This is a genomic window from Fimbriimonadia bacterium, assembly GCA_039961735.1.
Lineage (GTDB): Bacteria > Armatimonadota > Fimbriimonadia > Fimbriimonadales > JABRVX01 > JABRVX01.
The window spans coordinates 14,758-26,928 of sequence record JABRVX010000003.1 but is presented as its reverse complement, the minus strand read 5'-3'; the positions used below and the strand labels follow the sequence as shown (position 1 = coordinate 26,928).

Sequence of the window (12,171 nt, the reverse complement as noted above, 5' to 3'; positions counted from 1 at the left end):
GTCGGAAAGGGAGAACGTACGGCGGCCATTCTGCCGTCTATATCATTGGACGAACGCTCCGACAACGGCGTCGGAGCAGGGGGAAAGATGATTCATCAGACGTGCACCGTAACGTCCCGAGTGAACGGCCGAACCGCCCTGATCACCGTGGACGGATGTCTTGATCGGACGGCACCCAGCGCCAAGGAAGTCATCAAAGAGGCGGTTCAACCCGATACGCGCATCGCCATTCTCGACCTTAGCCACACCCCACTACTCAACTCAGAGGGTCTCGACTGGCTGGAAGAGGTGCGTTCCCAGCTCGAACCCAAGGGTGTGCGCTTGCGTGTCGTGGCGCCGGCAGGGGGAAAGGTCCAGCGCATACTTCGGCTGATGCAGTACGACAAGGTGGTCTTGCTGCTCCATAGCTTGGCCGATGCTTTTCGGGCGGGCAAGAGGCGGTACTTCCGGCTGCGCCGAGCTAAGAAGGACACAGGGCCGCGGGGCCGCCCGGGCACGACCATCAGCGGCCAGGGCTAGCTTTCGCCGGCGTCACTTCGGCTTGCCAGCGGGTCCGAGGGCCTGGGCAATTCGTCGCCTTGCCGCTCCTGCTTTCCTTCCGAGCGCAGCGAGGAACCCATTGCTACAGTGCCGCCATCCTCGAGTGCCCCCGCCCGGCCCCAGGGGGCACTGTGCGAATTCCGCGGGTGCAGCGTGGCGGACGCGAGCCAGGGTATAGAGACTGCTTCTGCCAGCCCGGCGGCGGGAAGCTCGGAAGGCGTTCAGGGCATGCCAGCCGTAAGGAGACTGGGAGGCAGGGCGGTATACTCGGCCTACTCGCCTATGCACGTTGTTTGGACGAACAGGATTATCTTCTTCCTAGCCGTACTGGCGTTTTTCATCTCCGCGAACCTCTGGCTGTCGCATGCACTGATGAAGGAACTACCCTGCACGGACGCCAAGGGCTGTGCGAGCGTCGCTGCCAGCGAGCTCTCCCGAGTCGGTGGCATCCCGGTTGCCGCGTTCGGCGCGCTGTTCGACCTGTTCGTCATCTGGCTCTGCTGGTGGCGAGCAAACAGACCGGAGAGCACCTGGCAGAAGACCACGCCCATCCTATGGAGCCTGACGTCCGTCGCGTTGGCCGTCTCTACGCTCCTACTGTTCGTCGGTTATCAGAGTCTCCACGTATGGTGCGAGTGGTGCGCGGCACACGCAGCACTTATCCTGCTCATCTGGATGGCCGCCACCGTCGAGTGGCAGATTGCCGTCCGCGGAGTGTCACCGATGCGCATCGCTCGTGAGCCTGCCCGACTCGGCATCGTCTTCGCGCTCGGCATCGTAGCCACGGCAGGCTACGGGTGGTTCGGGGTCTGGAACGGTCCGGTGATGCGCGTGGAGCGTGTGGACAGCCGAGCGGAGATTCTCAGGCCCGATAGCTGGTCACGAGGGCCGGCCGACGCGCCGGTGACCATCGTGGTCTTCTCGGACTTCCAGTGCCCTTCGTGCACAAGGAACGCCGGGCTGCTCAAGGAGCTGCTCGCCAAGTACCCGAACACGCTGCGAGAGGTGTACCGTCACCGCTCGCTCTACCGCCTTCACCCGAACGCGCAGGTGCTGTCGGAAATTGCCGAGTGGGCCGGCGAACACGGCAAGTTCTGGGAGATGCACGACGCGATTTTCGCCAAGCCGGAACTGGGACAACAGGGCAACTTCCTGCCCTACGCACGCGCCGCTGGTCTGGACCCGAACGAGCTAGAGAAGTTTCTCAAGCAGGACCGGTCCGAGAAGGGTTCGGCCAGGGAGCGCGCCTTTCAGCGAACCCTGCGGGACCTAGTGGATGCGGACAAGCTGGACATCCAGACCACCCCCACCTTCTTCATCGTCGTGCGAGGCGCGGATGGGAAGCAGACGATCGACCGCACTTCCGCGGGGGCCGGTCTGCAGCGGTATCTAGAAGAACCACACATCAAGAGATTGTTGGGCCCTGCAAAGATGCAGGATCAATAGCCCAGGGAGGATTCGATGGACGAACCGATGCATTGTCGCATGGAAACCATCGCCGTTCACGGCGGCTGGTCTCCCGATCCCACCACGCATGCCAAGGCAGTCCCCATCTATCAAACCAGCGGCTTCTCCTTCCCCACTCCGGAGGATGCCGAGCGTGTGTTCTCCGGCGAAGCTTTCGGCTTCAGCTACACGCGCATTCAGAACCCGACCATCGAGACATTCGAGAAGCGGATGGCTTTGCTCGAAGGTGGCATCGCCGCGGTGGCCACTGCATCCGGTCAGACGGCCGTCATGTACGCGTGCTGCTCGCTGCTGCGCTGCGGCGACAACATGGTGTCTTCGCACAGTCTGTATGGCGGAGTGCATGCGCTGTTCAACAACCCCCTCCCGCGTATGGGCATCGAGACGCGCTTCGTGGATCCTCTGGACCTAGACGCTTGGGATCGCGCGGTTGACGACCGCACGCGCTGCTTCTACGTCGAGACGATTGGCAATCCGCTGGTGGACGTGCCCGACCTTTCGGCCATCGCCGAGATCGCCCATCGGCATGGTGTGCCGCTCATCGTGGACAACACGATGGTCACGCCATTCCTGTGCCGGCCCTTCGAACACGGCGCCGACATCGTCGTCCACAGCGCCACCAAGTACATCGGGGGACATGGCGTGGCAATCGGTGGCGTTCTTGTAGACAAGGGCGACTTTCCGTGGGATAACGGCCGGTTCAGCGAGTTCACGGAGCCCGATCCTGCACTGCGGAATGCGAGACCGTTCGAGAAGTACGGCAGTATGGCGTACATAAAGCGGTTGCGCACCTACATGCTGCGGGACGTCGGCGGCTGTATGTCACCCTTCAACGCGTGGTTGTTCCTGCTCGGACTGGAGACCATGCACCTGCGCGTACAGCGTGCCTCAGAGAACGCCATGGCTTTGGCCGAGTGGCTCGAGCGTCACCCGAAGGTCGCTTGGGTTCGCTATCCCGGTCTGGCATCCCATCCGACCAACGAGAACGCACGCAGGTACCTGAAAGGTGGGTATGGCGGAATGATGGGCATGGGGCTCGAGGGCGGCTTCGACGCTGGTGTCCGCTTTCTCCGCAGCCTAAGAGTGTTCACGCACGCCGTCAGTCTAGGCGATTCGAAGTCGCTGGCCATTCATCCCGCCAGCACCACGCACTCACCGATAAGCCGTGAGGAGCGCGAGGCCGCCGGTGTCACCGACGACTTCGTAAGACTCAGCATCGGCACCGAGAACGTGGACGACCTGCGGGAGGATTTAGAGCAGGCGCTGGCGCATGCTTAGTGCTTGGGCTTAGGGGGTTCGGATGGCCAGGAAGCTGAAGATTGCCGTGGCCATGAGTGGGGGGGTAGATAGCTCTGCAGTTGCCGCTTTGCTCGTCCAGCACGGTCACCGGGTCATCGGCCTCACCATGCAGATCTGGCAGGAGAGCCAGACCGACTCCCGTCATGCCGGATGCTGCTCTCTCGGGGCGGTGGAGGATGCGCGGCGGGTCGCACACACCCTCGGTATTCCCTACTATGTGCTGAACTTTCGCGACTCGTTTCGGGAGAGCGTGATCCAGCGGTTCATCGAAGAGTACACGCACGGTCGCACACCCAACCCATGCATTGCCTGCAACCGGTACGTGAAGTTCGACCTGTTGTTGGACAAGGCCCGAGAGTTGGGGTGCGATTCCCTCGCTACCGGACACTATGCCCGCGTGCGCCGGCAACCGAGCGGGCGGTTCGCACTGATGCGTGCTCTTTGCAAGGAGAAGGATCAGTCGTATGCGCTGTACGCGGCCTCCCAAGAGCAGCTCGCCCGACTGCGCTTCCCCCTGGGCACGGTGCGCGACAAGACGGCAACGAGGGCACTTGCGCGCTCGGCTGGGCTGGCGGTCGCCGACAAGCAGGAATCGCAAGACATCTGCTTCGTGAGCGAGGCCGGAGGCTATCGCGAGTTCCTGCGCGCGCGAGTTCCCCAGGCGTTCCGTGATGGTCCCATACTCGACCGCGAGGGCAATCGCATCGGCACGCACGACGGGCTGGCGCAATACACCGTCGGGCAGCGCAAGGGCATCGGCATCGCAACGGGCGGCAAGCCCTTGTTCGTACTAGCGTTGGACCCCGCGAGCAATGCGCTGGTCGTTGGCGACAAGCGGGACACGTTCTCGCACGAGGTAACGGTGGAAGACGTTGTGTGGGGTGCCATCGAGGGGATCGCCGAGCCATTAAGGGTATCCGCAAAGATACGGTATAATATGGCGGCTCGGGAGGCAGTGTTGTTGCCTCCGGAGGAGAGTGGTCGTCTCACCGCTCGCTTCGTGGAGCCAGTGTCGGCGGTTACGCCAGGTCAAGCGGCGGTGTTCTACCGCGGTGAGACGGTAGTCGCGGGAGGCACGATAGCCCCTCGTGAGACGCAGTAGGCGCGGCGTTCGAACCAGGGCTCGGGAGGACGTCGGTGCAGGATCCCTTCAATTCGTACCGAGCCCCATGACCCGACAATTGCGATGAGGACGCTTCGCTCACCATGCAGCCGAAGCGTGAACAGCAAGAGGAGGTTGAGTGATGAGTGACGAGAGCGGCGGCGAGGACCGCAACGTTCTGATCTACATGTTGGCCGGCATCGGCCTGGGAGCGCTGATCGGCGCCGCGGCAGGTCTGATGTTCGCGCCGAAGCCCGGCACCGAGACCCGGGAAGACGTCGCGAAGCAGCTCGCTGAGATGAAGCGCAAGCTGAGTGAATGGTACGCCGAGCAGAAGGCAAAGCGTGGTAAGGGGAAGGAAGAGGCCGAGTTGGAGGCCGAAGCCGGTTAGAGTTCCCCTGTAGCGCATGCGAAACTACTGGCGTGTAACGATCTGGGCGGTCCTGTTGTTGGCCGCCCTTTGGTTCCTGTATCAGGTCCGCTCGATCCTGCCACCCTTCATCGCAGCATGGCTGATCGGCATACTGATGGAGCCGACGATCGTCAAGCTGCGGGCCTCGGGTTATTCGCGGCTCAGGGCAGTCGGGCTCGTCTACCTCTTGGTGTTCCTAGTCCTGACTCTGAGCGCACTGCTGCTGGGCCCTCCCGCGGTCCGACAGCTTGGCGAACTCGAGAAGCAGATGCCAAAGTACGTTGCCAGTCTTCAATCCACGCTCTCGGATGCGATTCCGGATGACGCCTGGCTGAAGAAGAACGAGAAGACCCTGCGGGCGGTCGGACTGGAGCCGAGCCGAGAGGCCATCTTCGAGAAGGTCGTCAAGCCGCGTCTGGATGATGCGCAGTCCTATGCCGTGGCACTCGGCCAGTCGTTTCTGAGCAAGCTATCCCAGGTTGCCGGATGGATATTCCAACTTGCCCTCATCCCGATTCTCACGTTCGTGGTGATGATTGACTACGACAACTTGCGAAGACGGGCGATCGGTCTGATCCCGATGTCCATCCGACCCTCCACGCTGGAGCTGCTGGACGATATTGGAGACGTCTTCACCAACTACCTTCGCAGCTTACTACTGTGCGTGTCGCTGTACAGCGTCGTGGCGGCGGGGCTGTTTGCACTTCTCGGTCTGCCGAGCCCGTTGCTTCTCGGATTCGTGACGGGGCTGCTCACGATCGCGCCCTATGTCGGCCCGGCGCTCAACCTGACACTGCTTACCATCGTACTGCTGGCCAATCCCCACGAGGGTCTCTCGCCGTACCTCGCCATCGGTGGCACAGGCGTGCACTTTGCGGGCACGCTGATCCTGTACGTGCTCTTCGATCAGTCCTGGAACTCCCTGGTGGTCCCACGGATTGCCGGAACCGCCGTAGGGCTGAACCTCTTCATGAGCTTCTTCTCGATCGCCTGCGGAGGCGTTCTCTTCGGGCTGGTGGGCGTGATCGTCGCGTTCCCTGTGGCCGGCAGCATCAAGGTGGTGCTGGAGCGCATTCTGAAGCACGTGGTAGAGGACCGCCCGAAGCGCAGAGTCCGCCTGCCGCGGGTGCCCCTGCGCTTTCGCGTTAGGTCTCAGCTAGGCACTGGAACACCGTAACCTTGCCGGGAAACCGACCGGAAGCCAGGGCGATACCAGCGTGGCATTGACAGATCGGTTCCTTGGCAGTATAGTGCCCCAGCCTGACGTACACATGCCCACGGCTGCCAACCGGCAGACCGATGTTTCTGTTTGCCCCTGCCTGGCGGAGATTCGTGCAGTCAGGAGATGCAAACATGAAACGCTTGGTCGTCACTAGCGCCGCGCTTGGGCTGTGTCTGAGTGCAGCGTCGGCCCTCCAGCCGTTCGCTTACGGCAACATCCTCGTGTGTGGCGGCGGCCTGGTGTTCGAGTACACACGGCAAGGCAGCCTAGTTCAGAGTCTGTCGGTCCCGCAAGCACCCGGAGGCGATGGTGGGCCTCGCGGAATAGCCGTTACCTCAAGCGGAGACTTGGTGGTCTTCAACGGAACCTTCCAAGCCGCGATTTCGCACCTCAGGATGAACACAGGAACTTGGAGTCATTATCTGGTGCCGGGGCTCTCCACGGTGAACAACGTGACGATGGGCAAGGTGACGACATTCGGCAACTACGTATTTGCCAGCGACTGCTTCACGTATGGCGGCGGCGAAGCGAACGGGATAGTCCGACTGGACCTGACCGATGGAACATGGACACGGTTCGCGCCACAGGATGATTCCATAGACGTCGTTGCGGGACAGGAGGGGCTGCTGTATGCGTTGTGGGGTTCTGGTAGCCCGAGTGGAACCGAGATCGAGAGCTTCGATCCATGGGCGCTTACGAGCGTCCAGACCTTCTCGCCACCGAATCCCACGTTCACGAACCGGAGTATCGCAGTCGATGCTGCAGGCAACGTCTATGTCTCGCAGTTGTACGGGGGAGTGATGAAACTCTCGCCAACGATGCAGTTACTCGCGAGCTACAACGTGTCGGGCTGGTCCACGGACGTCCGTCTGAGCGACGATGGCTTGGTGATGCTGATGGCGAACGGCGGGACGGTTCTCTTGGACTCGAATCTAAACCACATCCGGACTTTCTCGAACCCGGGGGTTTTCGGCGCCTTCGTACCGGTTCCCGAGCCGGGAGCACTGGCGACCGTGGCAGCGGGATGTACGGTCTTACTCGCGCTTAGGAGGAAACACTCGTAGCCATCCGTGGCCATCTGAACCGACGAGCCCTGCTCGCAGATACGCGTATGCGTCGTGAGGTGGCGGGCCCATGGCATTGCCAAAGCATGCCCTGGCGCGGTCATTGGAGTCAGCATCGAGCCTCGGGCACGCGGTGCGGAGGTTACTCTACGAACTCAACGCCGATGGCACGGCGGAGTTCGCCGTCTTCAGTGACCACCAGCCGGGCGTTGCGCACCACGCCCCGCAGCGCCCGTTCGCACCTACCTACCCGCAAGAGCATCTGCACGATGTCGCCCTCGCTCGCCCCGTGGCTGCAGAAGACGCTGCAGCCGTCGGGGCTCAGGTCGAGCAGCTCGGAGAATGTGGTGATACCGGTCTTCTCTGCCACAACCACCGCCGAACTGCGGACCTGCTCGCGATAGTGGTGGCGGCGGTCGTATTGCGCGTGCTGGTGCCGACAACGCCGCTGCAGGAATGCGGCAAGCAATGCAGGGTCGAAGGGCTTGCGAATCCATAGGCAGGGAGTATCCGGGGGAGCGGCATCCGTCATCATAACGAGCGTGATGTAGGGATCGAGGGCGAGCGAGGCCCCGTTCACTAGGTCTTCGTCGAGGACCAAAGCTTGCACCCTTCCTTCAATGCAAGCCGCGAGCGCAGCTGAAAGGGTACGGACGGGAGTTACTTGAAAGTCGAGCCTCTCCAGCCCTGCTTGCAGCACTTTCTGCAGAGCTATGCTCTTCTCAGCCAATACCAGCCGCACGGATTCCATAGCGCACTCCAATCAGCGCCTGGACACGCGCGGCAGCGCAGGCTCGCAGAGCTAGGCTCTCCTTTCGCCAAACAAACCGTCGCGCCAAGTCCGGCGCGCAAGCAATCGAGATGGCGCCGCTCCCTCTGATTGCGGGGTGCGGTCGCTCCACCAATCTGCAGCAAGCTTCGTGCCAATCGGGTCATGGCCGCGCCGACAATGCGGTATAGAGGCGTGGAATGCGCGTGGCAACGCTCGACGACGACATTACGGAGGTTAGAAACGAGGTCCGGGAGGCGGCAGCCCTTCTGCGTGCCGGTCGTATAGTCGCGTATGTCACCGAGACCGTGTACGGTCTTGCCTGCGACGCGACGAATCCGTCCGCTTGTGAACGTCTGGCCGAGCTGAAAGGCCGTAACGAAAGCCACCCGTTTCCGATTCAGGTATTTCGGCCGGAGTCTCCATGGTGGACGGAGCCGCTGCCAGAAGCTGCGAGGCGGTTGTTCGATGCCTTCTCACCCGGCCCCATTACGGTGGTCGTCCCCGGTGATCCGAGGATTGCACGTCGGGCTCGCGGTGCGGGTGGCAGCGTGGGTGTCAGGGTGCCGAATCATCCGGTGGCGCTGGCGCTCTTGTCGGCATTCGGTGGGCCGGTCGCATGCCCCAGCGCGAACAAGACGGGCTCGCCGCCGGCACTGTGCGCCGAGGAGATCGTTACCACGTTCGGGCCCGCCGTCGAGATGGTGCTTTCGGGTGGACCGTCCCCGCTGGGCACCCCCTCGACGGTCGTGGACGTAACAGGGGACAGCCCGAAGGTTTTGCGAGTCGGTGCCATCTCAGAGGAACAGGTGAGGAAATGCCTACAAGCTACCTTTGGCTAGTCGTGATCCTGCTTGCCAGTATGCTCGGGGGTTGCCGCAGCGCACCTACGAGAGACGACACACCGCTCACCCAGCAACACGACATCGCAGCGCGCGCCGGCAATATGGACAAAGCGAGGGCCCTGGAAGACAGCATCCTGGCGCGCGGGGGCGGCGACCTGGACACCTATCAACGGCTCAGACGGTCCTATGCCTTCGCCGGGCACTTCGAGGACGCGCGACGGGTGATGCAACGGGCGCTTACTGCGATGCCGAACCTCAGCAAAGCGGATCAGGCACAGGTGCATCGGCTGATAGCCGCCGACTCCTTCGCCCAGGGCGATAACGAAGCGGCAATCACCGAGTTCGAGATCGCGTTCGAAATGGCCCCCGAGGACCCCCAGGTGCTGAACGACTTCGCGTTCTTCTTAGTTGACACGGAAAAGGACATACCGCGAGGGCTCGACCTCGCACGCAGATCCGTGGCGGCGAGACCGGATCGTCCCGAGGCACGTGATACCATGGGCTGGGCGCTGTGCAAAGCTGGTAGGTATCGAGAGGCGGTCGAGCAGCTAAAGCAAGCCCTCGAATTGTATCCCGACAACTCCGAAGTGCTGCTACACCTAGGTATTGCGCTGGAAGGCATGGGTGACAAGCCTGCTGCAATCGAGCACTTGGTCCGTTGTCTGGAAACCGCACGGCCGAGTGATGCATCTCGCAAGGAGGCGGCTGCCCGGCTCCTGAAGCTGGATCCGAAAGCGTACAGCAGGGCAACCAGTGTGATGGGGGACGGAATACGGTAGCAATGCTAGGTCGAGAGGCGGAGTGTTAGTGTTTGCCCTCCAGCGAGCGACCAGCGCGAGGAGAGCTTGACTCGCACATCATCCCCTTCACGTGTCATCTTGGCGGCACATGGCGTTTCATCCAGCAACACTTCACCCGCGTGTTTCTGACCAGGCACCTCCAGGACGATCTCCTCTAACGCGAGCTCGCCATCGGCCACCTCGATGGCTGCGTCCAGCCGGTTGGGCTTGAGTGTTTGACGGTACAAGCCGTAGGACCTGCCTGCCGTGAAGAAGCCGCAGAACTCCTCCCGCTGGTAGGTTGGCCGGAAGCGGATTCGCGCTTCGTGCGCGTCGTATACCACACCAGACGTCAGGTCTAGGAGCGACCAGCTACTCATCGGTCGTACATAGTGGTCGCCGCACTCGACCTCGTTCCAGGGATTGCGTTCGTACCCATCGTAGCGATCGCGGGCGGCCTTCACGATTGCGAGGCCCTCGGTCGTCAGTCCTTCGTGTAGCATTAGCGCGGCGACTGCATACTCGATACCGGTCCACACCTCGTCCGAGTAGAGCAGCGGCACCTTCGGTCGCTTCCCAGGTTCGTACGATGCCACGAGCAGACCACGATCGTTCGGCGACGCGAACACTCTCGGCTCCTGAACGAAGCCCTCGAACCCGTCGCGGAAGTTTCGTTCGAAGATGCTTTTGAGTGCACTTCGTACGTGCTCTTGCGGCAACACGTAACCCAGTCCCAAGATGTGTGCCCACCACTGACCCAGTAGTTGATCGGATGCGCAGCCTTCTGCATACTGATACTCTGGGTGTTCCTCGAGGTCCACTACCTGGATATAGTAGGAGCCGTTCCAGCACAACGTATCGTAGCCCTTGGACCCCTTCTCCGAACGGTCTCGATATCGTGCCGCACGCTTGTTCTCCCCCGTCGCCTCTGCCAGCTTGGCAGCCGCCAAGAGGGCAGCCAGATACAGCGAGCCGATGAAGGTGTTAGGTCCATAGATGTGGATGTCGTAGGTATTTGGCTGCTCGCCTTTCAGGACACCGTCCCCGTCGGTGTCGTGCTTTTCCATCACGTAGTCCATCGCGAGGAACACTCGTGGCACGAGCGTCTCCAGTATGCTCTTGTCTCCAGTGGATTGATACACGAGTAGCGTTTTCAGCACGGCTCCGAACAAGCCGTCCAGTGCGGGATTGGGTGGTCCACCGATGGGCATATCCCACAGCCGTGGTAGGTACTCTGGCAGTGGGGTTCGATGAGGCAGGTATCCGGTGGGGTGCTGGTTGACGAGCCAATCCGTGCGACGCATGGAGAGCTCGAGTTCCGGCCATAGCCTCCCAACTGTCAGTACGTAGTTCCACACATGGGTGCAATTCAGTGGGCAGCATCCACCCACCGATCTCATGCTATCGGTGGACGCGCCGCACCCTCCCTCGAAACCGAAGAACTCGCCCTTCTGGGTTCGCAGGCAGATGTTCGTCCGGACGGGAACGATGTTTGCGGTGACAGCGTCGAGCAACCAATAGGGGTGACACGATTGGTACATCGTCTCGACGAACCGCCTAGCGTCCTCACGCATGCGACCGAAGTTCTCACGCACGTGATGCACGACCGCGGCCACCGAGCCGAATCGGTTGTAGTAGTTCCCGAGCCAGAAGCGGCTCTTCTCGTCTCGTACGATGCCTGCAGGCTGACGCCAGTTCACCATGCGGTTCGGGAAGTACCATGCCAGCACGAAGGTGACCTCGTGCACTTCTTGCGGCTGCAGTTCGAACTTCGCCGCGAGTGATCCGTTCCATGTGCGCCAGGGTGCGCTCGGAGAGATGCCGGAAACCGCGGGGAAGGCGCCGTCGGGCTGAAAGTCGTGCCACATCTGTTCGATGTCGTCCCACTGGGGCAGGGCGCTAACATCGTCTGCAAGGGCTGCCAACGCCAGCTCCCCCCAGTGCGGGTGGTCATCTTGTAGGCGCGACGACACCATCTCCAGGGTGTAGCACCCTGCCGTACGGTGCAGTATGTTCTGATTGCCGCCATATCCAGGGTTCTGCACGCCGCTCATCAGGCTTACACCATCCCAACCGACGAAGTTCTGCAGGCCAGCCATGATCGCTGCCGCTACGCGGTCCTTGGTACGGTTCTTCACGCGAAAGGTGAACAGGATGGCGGGGATTCCCGATGCTTCTGCGTCGAACGGCTTGAACGGGCTGAACGCCTCCATGGAAACGTCAACGGGCAGCGCATGGTCCAGGTAAGTGAGGCGGGCGATGGGGTACTCGCCTGCAAACCGGGTCTCTTCCACGCAGGGCAGGCGGCGGAGTCGGCGGACCAGGGTCGGAGGCACATAGTGGTCGCTGACCGCCGGGGCGGGATCGAAGCCATTCTCTGCAAAGGCCGCCGATTGCAGCAGCTTCGCCACCGGTTCCATGCCACGCTGTCGAGCCCACACAGCGAAGAAGGAATCGGGCACGCAAGCGATGTGGTTGACCTGGTTCACTACCTGCCACTGACGCAGACTACCGTCTCCGCAGATAGCGATGCTGCCAGTGCCGATGCCACCAAGCGGCATGGCGACGCAACGCAGGTCTTCTCCCGTGTACTCGCGCGGCACAGTCCGCTCCGTGAGTGTGCGGATCCACGTGGCGAGATTCAGGCGTCCTTTGGGCACGTGGGCCTCCAA

At 62.0% G+C, this 12,171-nt stretch carries 11 protein-coding genes; 9 read left to right on the top strand and 2 right to left on the bottom strand.

Annotated features, from left to right (window positions below; translation table 11 throughout):
- Window positions 1-87 precede the first annotated feature (87 nt).
- From HRF45_00845 to HRF45_00815, 7 genes are all read left to right on the top strand, one after another.
- Window positions 88-519: an STAS domain-containing protein gene (locus HRF45_00845; protein MEP0765077.1), complete on the top strand. Its 432-nt coding sequence runs from the start codon at window positions 88-90 to the stop codon at window positions 517-519.
- A 249-nt stretch (window positions 520-768) separates the two neighbouring features.
- Window positions 769-1,986, top strand: a complete 1,218-nt coding sequence (locus HRF45_00840) for a vitamin K epoxide reductase family protein (protein ID MEP0765076.1) — start codon at window positions 769-771, stop codon at window positions 1,984-1,986.
- A 15-nt stretch (window positions 1,987-2,001) separates the two neighbouring features.
- Window positions 2,002-3,285 carry an O-acetylhomoserine aminocarboxypropyltransferase/cysteine synthase gene (locus HRF45_00835; GenBank protein MEP0765075.1) on the top strand — a complete coding sequence of 428 codons (1,284 nt, stop codon included), beginning with the start codon at window positions 2,002-2,004 and terminating at the stop codon, window positions 3,283-3,285.
- 22 nt (window positions 3,286-3,307) lie between these two features.
- A complete protein-coding gene (gene mnmA, locus HRF45_00830) occupies window positions 3,308-4,408 on the top strand; it encodes a tRNA 2-thiouridine(34) synthase MnmA (GenBank protein ID MEP0765074.1) in 1,101 nt (366 codons plus the stop codon).
- A gap of 142 nt (window positions 4,409-4,550) precedes the next feature.
- Window positions 4,551-4,799 carry a YtxH domain-containing protein gene (locus HRF45_00825; protein ID MEP0765073.1) on the top strand — a complete coding sequence of 83 codons (249 nt, stop codon included), beginning with the start codon at window positions 4,551-4,553 and terminating at the stop codon, window positions 4,797-4,799.
- Between the two features lie 16 nt (window positions 4,800-4,815).
- Entirely contained in the window at window positions 4,816-5,997 is a 1,182-nt protein-coding gene (locus HRF45_00820; GenBank protein MEP0765072.1) for an AI-2E family transporter, read from the top strand.
- 176 nt (window positions 5,998-6,173) lie between these two features.
- Window positions 6,174-7,106, top strand: a complete 933-nt coding sequence (locus HRF45_00815) for a hypothetical protein (protein MEP0765071.1) — start codon at window positions 6,174-6,176, stop codon at window positions 7,104-7,106.
- A 142-nt stretch (window positions 7,107-7,248) separates the two neighbouring features.
- Here HRF45_00815 and HRF45_00810 read toward each other — a convergent pair whose 3' ends face one another.
- Window positions 7,249-7,857 (bottom strand): PilZ domain-containing protein, encoded by a 609-nt coding sequence (locus tag HRF45_00810; GenBank protein ID MEP0765070.1) that lies wholly within the window; start codon window positions 7,855-7,857, stop codon window positions 7,249-7,251.
- Between the two features lie 218 nt (window positions 7,858-8,075).
- Here HRF45_00810 and HRF45_00805 point away from each other — a divergent pair, with 218 nt between their 5' ends.
- Window positions 8,076-8,717 carry a threonylcarbamoyl-AMP synthase gene (locus tag HRF45_00805; GenBank protein ID MEP0765069.1) on the top strand — a complete coding sequence of 214 codons (642 nt, stop codon included), beginning with the start codon at window positions 8,076-8,078 and terminating at the stop codon, window positions 8,715-8,717.
- Window positions 8,693-9,499 carry a tetratricopeptide repeat protein gene (locus tag HRF45_00800; GenBank protein MEP0765068.1) on the top strand — a complete coding sequence of 269 codons (807 nt, stop codon included), beginning with the start codon at window positions 8,693-8,695 and terminating at the stop codon, window positions 9,497-9,499. The genes HRF45_00805 and HRF45_00800 overlap by 25 nt, the downstream gene beginning before the upstream one ends.
- A gap of 5 nt (window positions 9,500-9,504) precedes the next feature.
- On the opposite strand, the gene HRF45_00795 is transcribed toward HRF45_00800, so the two are convergent.
- Complete coding sequence (locus tag HRF45_00795; protein ID MEP0765067.1) at window positions 9,505-12,159, bottom strand: hypothetical protein; 2,655 nt, start codon at window positions 12,157-12,159, stop codon at window positions 9,505-9,507.
- Window positions 12,160-12,171 lie beyond the last annotated feature (12 nt).